13 protein-coding genes and 5 pseudogenes are annotated in these 15,891 nt (G+C 40.0%); 7 read left to right on the forward strand and 11 right to left on the reverse strand.

Translation table 11 applies throughout. The annotated features are described in order from the left end of the window. Positions 1–5: 5 nt before the first annotated feature. Complete coding sequence (locus tag AB1422_03810; protein ID MEW6618467.1) at positions 6–3,038, reverse strand: CoB--CoM heterodisulfide reductase iron-sulfur subunit A family protein; 3,033 nt, start codon at positions 3,036–3,038, stop codon at positions 6–8. A gap of 383 nt (positions 3,039–3,421) precedes the next feature. Next, positions 3,422–3,820 (reverse strand): annotated as a pseudogene (locus tag AB1422_03815) (hydrogenase iron-sulfur subunit). A gap of 86 nt (positions 3,821–3,906) precedes the next feature. Here AB1422_03815 and AB1422_03820 point away from each other — a divergent pair. After that, the gene (locus AB1422_03820; protein MEW6618468.1) at positions 3,907–4,161 is read left to right on the forward strand and encodes a hypothetical protein; all 255 of its coding nucleotides are present in this window, start codon (positions 3,907–3,909) and stop codon (positions 4,159–4,161) included. A 40-nt stretch (positions 4,162–4,201) separates the two neighbouring features. On the opposite strand, the gene AB1422_03825 is transcribed toward AB1422_03820, so the two are convergent. Beyond that, positions 4,202–7,261 (reverse strand): CoB--CoM heterodisulfide reductase iron-sulfur subunit A family protein, encoded by a 3,060-nt coding sequence (locus tag AB1422_03825; protein ID MEW6618469.1) that lies wholly within the window; start codon positions 7,259–7,261, stop codon positions 4,202–4,204. Positions 7,262–7,479: 218 nt separating this feature from the next. Between AB1422_03825 and AB1422_03830 the strand changes: the two genes are divergently transcribed. Further along, positions 7,480–7,686, forward strand: a complete 207-nt coding sequence (locus AB1422_03830) for a hypothetical protein (protein ID MEW6618470.1) — start codon at positions 7,480–7,482, stop codon at positions 7,684–7,686. Then, a complete protein-coding gene (locus AB1422_03835) occupies positions 7,671–8,201 on the forward strand; it encodes a type II toxin-antitoxin system VapC family toxin (GenBank protein MEW6618471.1) in 531 nt (176 codons plus the stop codon). Before AB1422_03830 ends, AB1422_03835 begins: the two co-directional genes overlap by 16 nt. Here the strand turns inward: AB1422_03835 and AB1422_03840 are convergent. Continuing rightward, a complete protein-coding gene (locus tag AB1422_03840) occupies positions 8,173–8,343 on the reverse strand; it encodes an FAD-binding protein (protein MEW6618472.1) in 171 nt (56 codons plus the stop codon). The genes AB1422_03835 and AB1422_03840 overlap by 29 nt on opposite strands. A gap of 311 nt (positions 8,344–8,654) precedes the next feature. Between AB1422_03840 and AB1422_03845 the strand changes: the two genes are divergently transcribed. From AB1422_03845 to AB1422_03860, 4 genes and pseudogenes are all read left to right on the forward strand, one after another. Further along, positions 8,655–9,086 (forward strand): Rrf2 family transcriptional regulator, encoded by a 432-nt coding sequence (locus tag AB1422_03845; GenBank protein MEW6618473.1) that lies wholly within the window; start codon positions 8,655–8,657, stop codon positions 9,084–9,086. An 893-nt stretch (positions 9,087–9,979) separates the two neighbouring features. After that, positions 9,980–10,117, forward strand: a pseudogene (locus tag AB1422_03850) (GxxExxY protein). A gap of 319 nt (positions 10,118–10,436) precedes the next feature. Continuing rightward, complete coding sequence (locus tag AB1422_03855; GenBank protein ID MEW6618474.1) at positions 10,437–11,105, forward strand: hypothetical protein; 669 nt, start codon at positions 10,437–10,439, stop codon at positions 11,103–11,105. 12 nt (positions 11,106–11,117) lie between these two features. After that, positions 11,118–12,626: an O-antigen ligase family protein gene (locus tag AB1422_03860; GenBank protein ID MEW6618475.1), complete on the forward strand. Its 1,509-nt coding sequence runs from the start codon at positions 11,118–11,120 to the stop codon at positions 12,624–12,626. A 245-nt stretch (positions 12,627–12,871) separates the two neighbouring features. Here AB1422_03860 and AB1422_03865 read toward each other — a convergent pair. The 7 genes and pseudogenes from AB1422_03865 to AB1422_03895 all read right to left on the reverse strand — a co-directional run bounded on the left by AB1422_03865 (position 12,872) and on the right by AB1422_03895 (position 15,507). Further along, positions 12,872–13,055, reverse strand: a pseudogene (locus AB1422_03865) (DUF2283 domain-containing protein). Then, positions 13,052–13,309, reverse strand: a complete 258-nt coding sequence (locus tag AB1422_03870) for a hypothetical protein (GenBank protein ID MEW6618476.1) — start codon at positions 13,307–13,309, stop codon at positions 13,052–13,054. The pseudogene AB1422_03865 and the gene AB1422_03870 overlap by 4 nt, the downstream one beginning before the upstream one ends. A gap of 337 nt (positions 13,310–13,646) precedes the next feature. Next, a pseudogene (locus tag AB1422_03875) lies at positions 13,647–13,898 on the reverse strand (DUF5615 family PIN-like protein). A gap of 122 nt (positions 13,899–14,020) precedes the next feature. Continuing rightward, positions 14,021–14,248: a DUF433 domain-containing protein gene (locus AB1422_03880; GenBank protein MEW6618477.1), complete on the reverse strand. Its 228-nt coding sequence runs from the start codon at positions 14,246–14,248 to the stop codon at positions 14,021–14,023. A 703-nt stretch (positions 14,249–14,951) separates the two neighbouring features. Next, the gene (locus AB1422_03885; GenBank protein ID MEW6618478.1) at positions 14,952–15,098 is read right to left on the reverse strand and encodes a DUF559 domain-containing protein; all 147 of its coding nucleotides are present in this window, start codon (positions 15,096–15,098) and stop codon (positions 14,952–14,954) included. A 131-nt stretch (positions 15,099–15,229) separates the two neighbouring features. Beyond that, positions 15,230–15,427, reverse strand: coding sequence for a hypothetical protein (locus AB1422_03890; GenBank protein MEW6618479.1), 198 nt, complete (start codon positions 15,425–15,427; stop codon positions 15,230–15,232). After that, a pseudogene (locus AB1422_03895) lies at positions 15,403–15,507 on the reverse strand (DNA methylase). The gene AB1422_03890 and the pseudogene AB1422_03895 overlap by 25 nt, the downstream one beginning before the upstream one ends. Positions 15,508–15,891: the final 384 nt, after the last annotated feature.

The raw sequence follows: 15,891 nt of genomic DNA on the forward strand, positions 1-15,891 counted from the left end.
TAATTTTAAATATAGGACTTATTAAACATTGCATCTACTTTAGCCAGTATCTGCGGATCGCGGTAGTGCATCAGTTGAATCGCCTTAGCCGGACATTCTGAGGCACATATCCCACATCCCTGACATTTAGCTGCCTCAATCTCTGCTACCCCAGCCTTACTTATAAACGGCACATCGTAAGGACACATTCGGACACAGGTCAGGCAGGCAACACATTTTTTCTCATCAACCCACGAGACAACCCCACCGGTTTCTAAATAATCCTTTGAGAGAATCGTTGCGGCTCGACCAGCCGCTGCCTGGGCTTGAGCGATGGATTCCTCAATTAGCTTGGGCGAATGTGCCAGACCACATAAAAACATACCCTCATTGGCAAAATCTACCGGCCTCAGCTTCATATGTGCCTCAAGGAAGAATCTATCAGCCGTAAGGGTTACCTTCAAAAGTGGAGCCAGCCTTTCGTTCTCCGGATGCGAGACAATCGCCGGGGCAAGTACCACTATATCAGGCTTTAACACCACCTCCGCACCCAATATTGGGTCTTTCACCTGCACCTGTAAGCCCCCATCATTAGTCACTACAGGCTTTGCCTCTTCACCGTATCGAATAAATTTCACCCCAGCCTGGCGAGCCTGGTAGTAGTATTCCTCCCGAAAACCGTATGTCCTGATGTCCCTGTAGAGGATGTATATATCTGCCTGCGGATTTTGTTCCTTAATCTTCAGCGCATTCTTGACCGCCTGACTACAGCAGATTCGACTGCAATACAGCCTGTCCTTTTCCCGCGAGCCAACGCACTGAATCATAACTACGGGATTCGGGACTCGGAACTCGGAACTCTGGATAGATAGTCGCTCTTCCAGTTCTCGTTGGGTAATCACCCGCTCATCCTGACCGTATAGATACTCTGCTGGTTTCGACTCTACCCCACCAGTAGCTACAATTACCACCCCATGCTCTATTTTTCTGACTTCTGACTCGGGGCACCCGCTTGCGGGTCGTCTGACTCCTGAATTAAAATGTCCTACATGCCCGGATACCTCTTTTACCTCACTTTGCAGATGCAGCTTAATTAACCGGTGGTTTTGCACCTTCTCCTGCAGAGACTTCAACAATTCTTGAGGGTTCTCACCCTCTAAGGTAAAGTGGATATGTCGCAGGTTGCCGCCCAGTTCATCTTCCCGTTCGACCAATTCAACCTCAAACCCTTGATTTGCCAGGGATAAGCTGGCAACCATCCCGGAAAGTCCACCACCAATAACCAATGCCCTTGGGGTAATCTTCATTGGGATAGTGTAAAGTGGTTCAAGTAGAGCGGCTCGGCCAACAGCCATTCTCACTAATTCCTTTGCCTTTTCAGTTGCGGCTTGGGGATTTGAGGCATGGACCCAGGAGCATTGGTCACGAATATTAGCCATCTCAAAAAGGTATTTATTCAAACCAGCCATGCGGATAGTATCCTGGAATAAGGGTTCATGTGTTCGCGGTGTGCAGGAAGCTACAATAACCCGATTTAGTTGTTTTTCTTCAATAATCTCCCGTATCCTTGCCTGGGTATCCTGAGAGCAGGTATAGAGGTTATATTCAGCATATTCCACATTTGGCAAGCCAGCCGCATATTCAGTAACCGCTGGTACATCTACCACCCCGGCGATATTTATGCCACATTTACAAATAAAAACGCCTATCCTCGGCTCAAGTCCCTGGACATCCTTTTCTGGTGGGTATTCTTTTTTGATAACCTCACTACCTCTTGTCGAAGCAAGCAATTCACCGGCACAAGCCGCTACACCGCTTGCCTCCATCACTGTAGAGGGAATATCCTTTGGTTCCTGAAAGGCTCCAGCCACATAAATGCCGTCTCGTGAGCTGGCCATTGGCTTAAAACTACTGGTCTGGCAAAAGCCATATTGGTTTAACCCAATTTCCAGCCGCTCGCTGAGTTCAACTACTGCCCTGGGCGGCTTGAAACCAACCGAAAGCACAACCATATCAAACTCTTCCTCACACAGAGTCCCATCCTCATCTGTCCAAACAAGCCTTAAATTGTCATCCTTGTCCGGGTCAATGGTATGAATCCTGGAACGAACAAACCGGACGCTATTGTCATTTTTAGCCCGATTGTAATAATCCTCAAATCCCTTGCCAAAGGTGCGCATATCCATATAAAAGATGGTTGTTTCCAATCCTTCTTCCCGGAGATGTTCTTTGGCAATGATTGCCTGTTTGATAGCATAGGTGCAGCAGACCGAAGAACAATATGGCTGTTCAACCCCTTTATCTCTTGAACCAACACATTGCAGCCAGGCAATCTTTTCTGGCATTTTGCCATCAGATGGTCTAAAGACATGTCCGCTATAGGGTCCAGAGGCAGAAAGGATGCGTTCAAACTCAAAGGAGGTTACCACATTGGGATATTTCCCATAGCCATAGGTCTGTTTTAAAGCAGGATTAAATGATTCAATACCCGGGGCAAGAATAATTGCCCCAACCTTAATTTCTTTGACCCTTTCCTCATCAGCATAGGAAACTGCCTCTCGCAGACAAAGATTCTCACATAATCCACAGCCAATGCACTTTTGACGGTCAATAGTATAAGTTCGTGGAACCGCCTGAGGATACCTGATGTAGATTGCCTTTCGTTCAGAAAGCCCCTGATTATGCTCATCTATGGCTTCAATCGGGCAGTGCTGAGCACATAACCCACAACCAGTGCACTTTTCGACATCAATGTAGCGGGCATGCTTGACCACATCTACCTCAAAAGCCCCTGCCTCACCGCTTACCTTGCCTATTTCAGCATTGGTGATAATCTCAATATTAAGGTTTTGCCCACAGTCAACTAACTTGGGCGAGACAATACACATTGCACAATCATTGGTTGGAAAGGTCTTATCCAATTGAGCCATCACCCCACCAATAGCCGGGGTTTGCTCTAAGAGATAAACCTTGAAACCTGACTCTGATAGGTCTAAAGAGGTCTGAATCCCTCCTATTCCTCCACCAATAACTAATACTGAACCTATCTTTTCAGCCATTTATTCCTCCAGTAGAAAATCTATGATACTTTGCTAAATCTCGGATACCGTTCCTTCATCCCTTGCAGATGAGCTATGCCATTATGCTCCATTTTAATCAGGAGTTTGAATGCCTGCCCTGGTGAAATTTCCAGAGACTTTGCTACTTCAATCGGGGTTAATGGGTTATCAGTAATTGCCCGGCTAATTTCCTGCATCAAAACGCTTTCCTCGATATTCCTGTCCATCATCTCATCAAATCGTGCTTGTTCCACAACCTCATGATAGACATTCCCCTGGGTAATTATTTCATATTCTTTGCCAGTAAGCCATCTTAGCCTCTCTGTTTCAGCTACCCCTAAAGCAATCTCCATCTTTTCCTCAAGGTTTTCCATTTCACTGATAGGTGGCAGGGCTTGAATCTGGTGAGTAAATTTTGTAACCACCTCAGCAAACCTCGCCCCTTCTGCGGCAGAAACCCAATCAAGTACAAATCGCTCAGATTCAATCCCGGACATCTTGAGCACTTTATTTACAAACCGCATCTTGCGTTCTGCCTGATAATTGCCGGTCTGATAGTGGCAGTCTCCTGGATGACAGCCCAGGACAAGTACCCCATCTGCTTTGGCTTTAAACGCCCGAAAGATAAAGACCGGGTCAATTCTGCCAGAACACATTACCCTGATTATTCGCAGGTTTGGCGGATAGTGGAAACGGGAAACCCCAGCCATATCTGCCCCCGCATACGCACACCAGTTGCATAAGAAACCAATTATCTTGGGGTTAGAATTTTTCACATTCATAATGTTTGCTCCTTTAGAAAACGCTTGACATATCCAACAATATGTGATACAATCGTAATACAACATATTAACAAGGAGGAAATAAAATGCCTATCAGTCTCCGATTAAACCCAACCCTTGAAGAGAGGGTTAATCAAGCAGCTAACATACTGCACACTACCAAAACAGAGGTCATCAAATACTCATTAGAAGATTATCTTCCAAAAATCTTAGAAACTGATAAACACTATCCCTATCAACATTATCAAAAACTTCAACCCTTTATCCCAGGAAGTGGAGATGGTTCTCTTTCTACCGCAGACAGGGATAAGATATTTCAACACAAACATCCTCTTATCTGAGAATCTGGTTTATCTATGCCCTTCAATCCGCAATCCAAAATCATACCAATGCCTCTATCTGCGCCCATATTTCCTCATCAGTAAAATGCTGAATAGTAATTGCCTGCTGTGGGCAGGAAGCGCCGCAGACTCCGCATCCTTTACAGGAAGCGGCAATATTTTGTGCCCTCCGTCCCTTTTCTTTTAAGAGCAATTCCATAGCCGAAGATGAACATAGGGAAACACACAGCCCACAGCCAATACATTTATCTTCATCTACGAGCGGCGTCATAGGGGAAACAGTAACCTTGCCTTGGGCTAAAACCGTAATGGCTCGTGAGGCGGCGGCTTTTGCCTGCTCAATAGATTCATCCAATGGTTTAGGGTAATGAGCCAGACCAGCTACAAATACACCATCAGTAGCAAACTCTACCGGCCTGAGTTTCATATGCGCCTCTAAAAAGAACCCATCGCTATTGAGCGGCACCTTAAATTGCTGGGCCAAATCCTTAGCTGGATTGGCAACAATGGCTGGGGCTAAAACTACAAGGTTAGCCGAAAGTTTTATATCTGCCTGCAAAATCGGGTCAAAAACCCTTATTTCTAATCCTGACTTCTGACTTTTGACTTCTGGCTTCTTATCCTCAGTATACCGAATAAAAATAACCCCTTTTGAGCGTGCCTGGTGATAGAGATTTTCATTAAAGCCATAAGTTCTAACATCACGACAAAACACATAGATATCCATATCCGGATTTTGTTCCTTGAGTGATAGTGCCTTCTCTACGGTATGACTACAACAAACCTTACTGCAATATTGCCTTTCGCTGTCACGGGAGCCGACACACTGAATAAAAACTATGGAATTGGGAATTGGGAATTCGGACTTTAGTTTTTCATCGAATTCCTGGGAGGTCATAACCCGGTCATCTTGACCATATAGATATTCGGTTGGTGTGTATGCCTGAGCTCCAACAGCAATAATCGCTACCCCGTACTCTATCTTTCTATTTTCTGAGTCAGGGCACCTGCTTGCAGGTTGTCTAATTTCTGATTTAAAGTTGCCTACAAAGCCAGATACACTCTCAATCTCTGAATTCAGACAAACTGTAATATGGCTATGATTGGTTACCTTTTCAATCAGACTCTTCAGATAGACAGCAACCTCCTGTCTCTGGAAGTTATGTTGTAATTTAAGTGCCTGACCACCCAATTTATCTGATTTTTCAATCAAGGTGGCTTTAAATCCCTGTTCAGCTAAAGACAGGGCTGACTCCATCCCTGCTACACCACCGCCAATAATCAGGGCATCCTGATTTATCAATAGACTTGTTTCCTGTAAAGGTGTAAGTTTACCTACCCTGACTACAGATGCCCGAATCTGGTCTTTTGCCTTTGCGGTAGCGGCATCAGGCTCATTTTGGTGCACCCAGGAGCATTGGTCACGGATATTAGCCATCTCAAAAAGGTATTTGTTTAAGCCTGCCTCCCGGCAAGTATCCATAAAAAGCGGTTCATGAGTTCTGGGTGAACAGGAGGCAACCACTACCCGGTTTAATCTCTTTTCAATAATAACCTTTTTTATCTTTTCCTGGGTATCCTGAGAGCAGACATAGAGGTTATTCTCAGCATGGACAACCCCTGGCAACCCGGCGGCATAATTTCGAACAGATTCAACATCCACCACCCCGGCGATATTAATCCCGCAGTGGCAGACCCAGACACCAATTTTGGGTGTCTCACCGGCAACATCTCTCTCACCAGGAAATTTCTTTGCTCTGACTAATGTTCCCCGTGCCTCAGTTAGGATACTGCCTGCCTGACTGGCGGCAGCACTTGCCTCCATCACTGAATAAGGAATATCCTTTGGTCCCTGCAATACCCCACAGACAAAGATGCCCTCCCTGGAGGTATCAACCGGCGAAAATCCATCTGTCTGACAGAAATTATGCTCATTAAGCTTAAGACCAAGCCTTTTAGCTAACTCCACCACATCCTTGCCAGGCTCAATGCCGACCGAAAGCACTACCATATCAAATTCTTCTTCGCAAATATTTCCCTTCTCATCTGAAAAGACAAGCCTTAATCTCTCTCCTTCGTCCCCTACCGGATCAACAGTATGAATACGGGAACGGATAAATCGAACCCCATGCTCCTCTTTTGCCCGATTGTAGTATTTCTCAAACTCCTTACCATAAGTGCGGACATCCATAAAAAATATGGCAGTATCAAGGGGATGGTCACTATGCTCTTTGGCAATAACCGCCTGTTTGATGGCATACATACAGCACACAGATGAACAATAGGTATTGTCACAGCGGTTTTTGTCCCTGGAGCCAACACACTGTAACCAGGCAATCTTTTTGGGATGTTTCTTGTCTGATGGTTTGAGCAGATGACCTCCATGAGGTCCAGAAGCACTCAAGAATCGCTCAAACTCTATGCTAGTCACCACATTGAGGTATTTCTTATAGCCGTAAGTATCATACACAGTCGAGTCAAAGGGTTTGAATCCAGAAGCAATTATAATAGAGCCAACATTGATGCTTACCTTATCTTCCTTTTGCTCAAAGTCTATGGCTTTAGCCTCACAAAACTTCTCACAAAGACCACATTTCTTGCCTTTAGCTAAACGAAGGCAGTTCTTATCATCAATGACATATTTTAACGGCACAGCCTGTGGATATTTAACATAAATTGCCTTACGGATAGAAAGTCCCATATCAAATTCATTTGGCATCTTAGTTGGACACTTTTCCGAACAAACGCCACAGCCAACACACTTATCCCAATCAACATATTTGGGATGTTTCACCACAGTTACCGTAAAGTTACCTGGTTTTCCAATAACACTCTCAACCTCGGATAAGGTAAGGAGTTCAATATTAAGGTTTTTACCGCATTCCACCAGTTTTGGCGCTAAGATACACATCGAACAATCGTTGGTAGGAAAGGTCTTATCGAGTTGTGCCATCACGCCGCCAATAGCGGGTGATTTTTCAACCAAGTAAACATAGTAGCCTGAATTCGCCAGATCCAGCGAAGCCTGAACCCCAGTAATCCCACCCCCAATTACCATCACCGCCCCAACCGGCTTTTTTGATAACTTATTGTTATTCATAACGATACTCCATCTTTTCCCAGAAATTTTAATTTTGGCATCAGTTTTCGTAGCCCAGGATTCTATCCTGGCTTATCCGCTCTCTTTCTATAAGCCAACATAGAATGTTGGGCTACATCCTTGCCCTATAAGTTCCATAATTAGAATTGTTGCCTTTTTTACTTTTCTATTGACAATGAAAACAGGATATGCTATAATTTTGTTGAGGTGAAGATATTATGCACGCAACTAAAACTAAGGATGGTTTTTTTATCCCAAAAGATCAATTTAAAGAGTTTGATAATTTAGAGATTATCTCTCAGAGTAATCTCATCATTATTAAACCTAAGAGTCTTACTGATAAAACTAAAGGGATTATCCCACCCTTTAAAAAGCCAATCTCTGAAATAATCCATGATGAGGAGTGGCAATGGTCTACAGATTAAGCCAATATAACCAAAAAGAACAAATCTTCATAGATACCTCAATCTTCATTGCTCATTTCTCCTCTGATCCTCAGATAGGTTCTGAATGTTCTTCTTTTCTGAATAAAGTCGAAAAACGAAAAATAAAAGCATTTATCAATCCTCTTGTCTTAAATGAAGTCTCATTTATTCTATTAAAACAAAAGGCATCTGTTATTCTAAAAACAGACAGACATTACAAAATATTAGAAACACTTAGGAGTGATCCTATTCTCTTTCAGGAATCCATTAAGTCAGTGGACTTAGCTGTTAAATACATTCAATCTCTCACAAAACTTAATGCAATTAACATCTGCAGCTTTGACTATGCTACATTCTTATCAGCCCATAAATTATCTTCCCAATATAACTTGCTGCCTCGAGATGCATCCTATTTAGCAACTATGTTTGCAAATAATTTACAAAACATAGCTACTACTGATCCAGACTTTGAGAAGATCAAGGATATTAATACCTGGATGCCGTATATCCCTTAATAGGTGAACTATCTTCCGCAAGATAAACCTTAAATCCGGACTCTGCCAGATCAAGGGATGCCTGTATTCCGGCAATACCCCCGCCAACTACCATAACTGAACCAACGACATCTTTTCTTGATTTAGCTTGTTCATTACTCATAACAATACTCCCTTTATTGACTTTAAAAAAACGCACAAATCTGAATATATACATTTTGTATATATTGGATTTGAATAAATATACCACATATAGAAATATTTGTCAAGAATTTTTTCTTGACAATTTTATACATATATACTATACTAAATTTAGCAGGTTCTTAATAAGTCGAATTTTCCCGATTTGTGTGGTGAGGTGTTTAAGTAGTTTTTAAAAGATGCGAGTAAGGTTAAGTTAACCATAGAGGTTGGATTATTTCCATTGCCTGGCTTGAAATTTTATAACTATAGGGATGGTAGAAGGTAATAATTATGAGGCTTACAACAAAAGGTAGATATGGCTTAAGAGTTATGATAGATATGTCTCTTCACGAAGGTGATGAATGGCTTTCTGTAAACGATATTTCAAAGAGACAGAACATATCCTTTCCGTATGTAGAGCAGCTGGTTGTGCAGTTAAAGAAGGCTGGCCTGGTAGAGAGTATCCGAGGGCCTCAGGGTGGTTATCGCCTCTCTAAACCAGCTTCAGAAATCAGTGCTGGCGAGGTAATCCGAATAGTTGAGGGACCACTTGAGATTGTTCACTGTGCAGGTAAGACTAAAGAAGAATGTGAACGGAGTGGCAAATGTGCTACCCAAATTCTCTGGACAAAAATCAGCCAACAGATGGCTCAGATACTGGACAACATCTCCCTCAAAGAATTGGCTAAGTGGGAAAAGGAATTGAAAGAGAAAACGGGTTAAATCACAAAATCGTAACCGTTCAGGTATAGCTAAAAAATTCAAGATGCGACCCTTTGAGAATTTTAAAACACTTGCTATCGGCTGGATTTTAACACCAGGACGCAAGACTATTACTAGGATGATTCAATCAGCCGGTGCGACCTCCAAGAAACACCATATATTGAACTGATAGGAAATTGCTTTTTGGAGAGAGCGTTGCGTAGGACTTAAAGCTATATCTATGGTCCCAGGCATTGCTTTACCTCATTTCTTGCCATCTTTTTGTATTTCTTGACATTTTGGAGTCCCAAAAGACAACCCAGAGGGTCATTAACCAGTCGATATAGTAGTTATTATTCAAAACTTTACTTAGAATTAAATACTCGTAACTACTCGTAGTGAATTAACAAGTTATGCGTGAACCATTACTACACTATGTCAAATTAGTGCTATAACTCTCTATATTTTTAGACAATTAGGGATGGTTCCTTTTATCGTTTTTCCTATGATTTTTGTTGGAAATTGGAAATTAGAAATTGGGCTTTTGTCTCTCTCCCTAATTTCCAATTTCCAATTTCTAATTTCAGCGTTTAAGTGAACAAATAGTTATCTTCACACCTCATAACTGAGGGATTACCAGAATTTCTCTCTTTTACCTCCACCTTAATTTCCCACCGATAACTGATCTATTACCATATAATCCTCAGAATGTCAGGTACTTTTTTGCAAAAAAAATTAAAAATTAGTTGCATAAATTAAGATTATGGTATATAATCTTAGGAAGAAGGGAAAAAAGAGGATTGCAGAGAGAAGTTTTATGCCTAACAAAACAATGAACCTGACAGAGCAGGTTATTTTATCGTTAGACTAAAAGAGATTAAACCATGAAGGGCAGGGAGAACACAAAGTGAAATTTGATGAAATATCTAGTGAAGTTAGCAAATATTAGAGTTGGCTTGTTGATAAATTTCAATGTGGAAAGATTGAAAGAAGGCATAAAGAGATTTGTTCTGTCCAATCTTCGTGTCCTTCGTGCTCTTCGTGGTGAATAGTTACAATAAATGAAAATAAAAGGTAACTGTTCACCGCACAGACACAGAGACGCAGAGAAAAACACACCCCTAACCCTTCTTAAGAGGGGAAAATCTATGGACGAGACGCAACAAATCTGCCTTGTCTGCTGAACATTCGGTAAGCAGGTCCTATGTATTTCAATAACTGCACCAATAATCTTTTCTGTTATCTGATTTATTTTTATGTCTTCTCTGTTCCTCTGCGTCTCTGCGGTAAAGGACTACCTGAACGATTACGAATTTTTAGTGTTTTATCTGAATTACCAATTACCTGATTTTTCTACCGGAGGGAAGAACTATGCCCGAAAAGTTGTTGCTCGGTCAAATATTGGTAGAGGAAGGAGTCCTAACGAAAGAACAACTCCATCAGGCATTGTTAGAGCAAAAGAAGTCTAACAAAAGATTAGGAAGAATATTGGTTGATTTGGGGTTTCTATCAGAAGAAATAATAATAGACCATTTAACTCATCAAATCACGGATATTTTGGAAGAATGTGAGGATATTACTTCTCATTTAGTCCGGAAATCACACGAGTTAATTAGAGAAAAACCCATAATTTATAAAAAAACTCTATTTATTGAGGATGATTCTAAAAAAGAAATTTATAAACGATTATTTGCAGGAAGGGAAAAGCTAAATGAAGCAAAAGCACTATTTAGAAAAGGGATGTATGAAGAAGTAGTGATAAATGTCTATCATGCAATGTATCATCTAAGTCAGATAATACATCGATTGCAAGAACCTCATCATCATTTTGACTTAGCCCTAAAAACAGGAATAAAATCTGTCTTTACAGGCCGAACAGGAACCTCGCAAGTTGAACGACGCAGTATTTTTACGGATAGTTTTAGAAAAGAAATTAATCCAGAGGCAAGACATCAGGCAAAAACGATTATCAAGGATGGTGAATCTTATTTAAAAAGAGTAGAAGAATCCCTCCGCCAGCGCAAAGGAATTAAAATCTAAGGAAAAACCGTTATGATTAACTTAACCTGGGTCAAAGAAAGATTAGTTATTTTCCTGTTGATTATTTTGATATTCCTTCCACCAACATTCCTTTTAGGGGGATATACATTTTATTCCTTGACCTTAATTGAATCTTTAGTCATTCTTACAGGTTTAATCGGATTTTCAGGGAAAATAAAGATAATTAAATCCTGTGTCCATCTACCTGTCTTATTTTTTATGTCATCTGCGGTTCTATCTACAATCAATTCTCATTATTTAAGAGGAAGTTGGGAAGAAATAACTAAATTAGCCTGCTGTTTAATTTTCTTTTTAATGCTCGGAAATTACCTCTCAACACACTTAAAATTATTTGTCTCTACTTTGGTATTGACGACATTAGTTGTCGTATCTTTAACTTTGAATCAGTTCTTGATTCATATCCCCAAATCCTTAATTGAGAGACTCTACTATCCTTTAGGCAATCCCAATCTTTTAGCCGGCTTTCTGGTAATAACTATCCCTTTGATGGTAAGATTATTTTTTATCGTAAGATTTAGATTTTTGTTCGGGCTACTCCTATTATTTTCTTTCATCACCTTATATTTTACCTCTTCAAGAGGGGGTGTTTTGGGGGTAATTGGGGCATTGTTTTTCCTATTTTTTATAAAAAGGCAAAATAGACGACGGTATGGATTTATTTTGCTCTCAGGTTTATTTATTGTGATAGTTGGAGTTATTATTTACAACCTTTTTTCCCCATCACATTGGCTGGGGACACATTCAATTTTCCAGAGATTCTACATCTGGAAATATTCCTGTCAGATGTTTTTAGACCATTTTATTCTGGGTGTTGGTCCAGGTGCATACGCAAATGTCTTTTTTGATTATAGACAGGATGTTCCCTGGCATTACCATTCTCATAACATCTTTATTCAATATGCTTGTGAAATGGGAATAATTGGTTTGTTAAGTTTTATCTGGCTATTAGTGACTTTATTTATGGAAGGGTTTAAGACCAGAGTTGAGGAAAATACCTATGAAAAAGCAGTTAGAGAAGGCTTGCTGGCAAGTCTAATTGGGCTTCTCATTCATAATCAGAGCGATTATCTATTCTGGATACCGGTATTTCAGCTATATTTCTGGCTGATACTGGGCATATTGACCTTCAGGCAAGGGAAAGAATATATCTCTCCTAATACTTATTGGTTAACAGGCATCATTATAATCTTCTGTTTTTTTTGTGTTTTTAGACCATTTTCAGGTTATGTATTTTTTAATCAAGGGGTGATTCTGGCGGATAAAGGGAGATGGGAAGCGGCAAAACTAAAGTTTGAAAAAGCGGCTGCATTTGATTTTTATCATCCAGTTTATCATGCCCATCTTGCCACAAGTTACACCAAAATTCAACCAGCATCTTTAAATCTGGCAATTAAAGAATATGAAATAGCCAGTTCACTTGATAATTCAAAGGCGTATTTAAAAAAGGAAAAGACACTTTGCTGGAAATTGTATAGACGAAGAGCTATTGGAAGTAAATAGGGCGATTGTGTCTGTAATCTTGATGCAAAGATAAATATATTCTGTATCCTACATCGTGTATTGGTTAAACAAATAATGCCTCTGTTTTAGCCAATATAGGGGATTAGGGTCAAACCTTGAATGTAGAAAGCAGTTCCTTTTACATTCAACATTCACGGTTTGACCCCAATAGTTACCCCAGGTTTAAGCAGTTTATCTTAGGTTTGTTTTATACTGTTAATATTTCTTGCTGAAATGGAAGTTTATTAATTAATAGTTGCTTCATTACAATTTTTCTTGCTAGCATTATCTATATCAATCCCAACTATATTACCTTCAGAATCATAGTCAACTAATATCCCCTCAGCTATTTCTACGGTATCTGCACTTATTTTTTTCAGATAGATCTAAATACAGAGAATCTGTCTCCGGGTAATAACTTAATTTCATTCTTTAAACCTCCTGTCAGGAAATGCGTTATGTATTGTTAATTTATCTTCCAATGTTACTATCCTAAATATCCTGTTGTCTAATTCCTTAACTTCACCCCAAAATCTATATCTATTACCTTCTTGTTTCTCAAATCTAATAGGATTTTCAATTATTTCGCAACACCATTCTTTTTTAATATAGGGTCGCTTGCGAAGAACTTCATTTAACTGATAGGAAATTGTTTTTTTGACTGTTTTGGGTATTATATCCATTTGTGCCCATTGTGAGGATATTTTACCACAAATTTTATCCTATGTCAACAAAAATTCGGCTCTTTAAATCCAAAAATTAGTATCGAAAATCTGCTCGATTAGGACAAAATCATAAAAATGGACATTGCCAATAGTGATGTTGGACACACTTATCCTCCGGAAGGTAATTGGAAGTCCATAAAAGAAAGGACTAAAAAGTAGGTGAGAATTATGAAGGGTATCATCTTCCATGCCAGGAACCATTATAAAACCATCTCTTAGCCCCTGGCATATTTTTCAGGATTTACCCAGAATTGTGTGTCGGCGTTGCTCCACACAAATTCTTAATTCATTAGGTTCAATCTATGCTCGCTTGACGAATGCGTATTCGTGTTTCCTCAAGGACCACCAAGGCATGCGGTGACAAATCCACATCATGATGCAAAAGTTGATTACACACTTTAATCACATTGTGGGACTGAAGATTCCTGATCCGCAGAAAGATAATACCAAAGTTGGGCTTGCCTTCATGAATGGCTAAGGTTCCAAAATCTGCATCATGAGTCAATACCCAACATTTTTCCTGATACGCAATCTCAAGAAGTTCATCGTCGCTTTTACCCTGCCATCATTGTTCCTTGGTATCTAACACATCCAACCCTTGATTTCTGAGGAAAGCTACAACCTTCGGAGAAATGTTCTCATCAGTGAGAATTCGTAACTCTTGAAACCTCATGCTGCTGGCTCCAACGCAAGATACACCTCATTCCTGTATGACCGAGCGGTATATCTCAGACAAGTGAGAATGTCCTCTTTGGTTAAATGAGGATAATCCTCGAGAATCTCTTCTTTGCTTACACCAGAAGCAAGTAAGTCAAGGATGAACTCAACGGAGATACGAGTCCCCTCGATGATGGGTTTCCCTCCGAGTATTCTCGGGTTTACGACAATTCTTGCCATCTTTACATCTCCTTTTGTTATTGTGTTATCACTGCCTAATGTATGCATAACCGGGAGTGGTCCGCCAGGGACACGATTCGGTTCATGCAGTTGTTGAACTAAGCCACTTTGTAGCAGTTTTTTTGCCAGCTTTGTAGAGTTATCTTTAAGTTTATCATATTAGGATATTTGATGTCAAGAAGAAAAAGATACATTCAGCAATTCTCGGTGAATCTAAATAAACAGCCCAAGTAACCACCTTAAAGCCATTTTTTGCTTCTTAAACATCTTCTTCCTCTAAATTGCTTAAAATTTCCCCATCCTAAACCTATGGAGAACCTCCTTTATTTTAGAAATTGTGCCTTTCACGAAATTCATAACTCCTTGATTAACAAGAAGTTACAAATACACTTTTTTCTTATTGCCCTCCTGTTGTATAACCCCTTGATTTTCATAGACTTACAAATCATAGTTTGCTCGTTTTTCTTCACTTTTGCCCACTTTAAATAGGAGTGGAGGGCAATTTTACTTTTTCCCCTCTACCCAGAGGGGGCTACACTTACCCCGGTTTGCAGGCAATTCCCCCTTAATAAAGGGGGTTAGGGGGTTGTGATTGTTCAATCCATCCTTCAATTGCCCTTAAAACATTGTCTATATCTTTCTTTACATCACTATCATTGAATCTTATAAGAGTTAAACCCATAGACTTTAATTTCCATCCCCCTTAATAAAGGGGGCATAGGGGGTTGTTTCTTTCCATATCGTACTCAAATCTACTCTCGTTGTGGCTTTCTCCATCAATTTCAATTACCAGTTTTAGTCTACTACAATAAAAATCAACAATATACTCCCCAATAGGCTTTTGTCTCATAAACTGATACTCGATGTTCAAGTTTTTTAAAGGTATAAAGATTTAACCGCAAAGAGCGCAAAGGAAGGTTTCGCAAAGGACGCAAAGAAAGAAAAACAGGTCTATAAACGAAAACGAACTTTCAAATATTGTTAATTGCTTATAAATTTCAATGTATTAAGACTCAAGGAAGGAATTAAAAGGGTGGTGAACAACCTATAATCTCTGCGTTCTTTGCGGTTGATTTCTTTGCGTTCTTTGCGGTTAAAAAAGGATAAACCACTTAATCTTAAAAAAACTTGAATATCGAGTGATAGCCATTCATCTTTCTGCTTCTCAAATACTTCCAAAGCAATACTTCTGATAAAACCCCTTGCTTTCTAAGTTCTCTGGCGTAAGTTTTCAATTTCGGATTGTAATGAATCTTCATACTTACAACCCCCTAACCCCCTTTATATACTTACAACCCCCTAACCCCCTTTATATACTTACAACCCCCTAACCCCCTTTATTAAGGGGGAATATCTGTCCTCTACCTCTCATCTTTTCTATATTTGGGTGAGGGAATTTCGTGAAGCCCTATTTAGAAATTGGGCACTCTATTCCCTTTATCACAAAATCAAATCCTTATTTAAGTATATTATTTTTCTATTATCCCCATTTCTCCCTTTTCATCCACTTGTTGGTTCAGGTGGCGAAAGAATAAACCACAAAAGATCCTCCCAACTTTGAAAAATTAATATCCGAATCGTACACCGTAACTGATTCCAATACTCTCTCCGACTGCTAAATTTCTTCCGACAAGCCTGATAGA

The sequence above is a fragment of the bacterium genome (assembly GCA_040757115.1).
In the GTDB taxonomy this organism is placed as follows: domain Bacteria; phylum UBA9089; class CG2-30-40-21; order CG2-30-40-21; family SBAY01; genus JBFLXS01.

Excerpts from the sequence above, each read along its gene's own strand:
- AB1422_03810 (MEW6618467.1), bottom strand. The coding sequence starts at position 3,038 with ATGGCTGAAAAGATAGGTTCAGTATTAGTTATTGGTGGAGGAATAGGA.
- AB1422_03830 (MEW6618470.1), top strand. The coding sequence starts at position 7,480 with ATGCACGCAACTAAAACTAAGGATGGTTTTTTTATCCCAAAAGATCAA.
- AB1422_03840 (MEW6618472.1), bottom strand. The coding sequence starts at position 8,343 with ATGAGTAATGAACAAGCTAAATCAAGAAAAGATGTCGTTGGTTCAGTT.
- AB1422_03885 (MEW6618478.1), bottom strand. The coding sequence starts at position 15,098 with ATGAGACAAAAGCCTATTGGGGAGTATATTGTTGATTTTTATTGTAGT.
- AB1422_03820 (MEW6618468.1), top strand. The coding sequence starts at position 3,907 with ATGCCTATCAGTCTCCGATTAAACCCAACCCTTGAAGAGAGGGTTAAT.
- AB1422_03845 (MEW6618473.1), top strand. The coding sequence starts at position 8,655 with ATGAGGCTTACAACAAAAGGTAGATATGGCTTAAGAGTTATGATAGAT.
- AB1422_03855 (MEW6618474.1), top strand. The coding sequence starts at position 10,437 with ATGCCCGAAAAGTTGTTGCTCGGTCAAATATTGGTAGAGGAAGGAGTC.
- AB1422_03870 (MEW6618476.1), bottom strand. The coding sequence starts at position 13,309 with ATGGATATAATACCCAAAACAGTCAAAAAAACAATTTCCTATCAGTTA.
- AB1422_03825 (MEW6618469.1), bottom strand. The coding sequence starts at position 7,261 with ATGAATAACAATAAGTTATCAAAAAAGCCGGTTGGGGCGGTGATGGTA.
- AB1422_03880 (MEW6618477.1), bottom strand. The coding sequence starts at position 14,248 with ATGGCAAGAATTGTCGTAAACCCGAGAATACTCGGAGGGAAACCCATC.
- AB1422_03860 (MEW6618475.1), top strand. The coding sequence starts at position 11,118 with ATGATTAACTTAACCTGGGTCAAAGAAAGATTAGTTATTTTCCTGTTG.
- AB1422_03835 (MEW6618471.1), top strand. The coding sequence starts at position 7,671 with ATGGTCTACAGATTAAGCCAATATAACCAAAAAGAACAAATCTTCATA.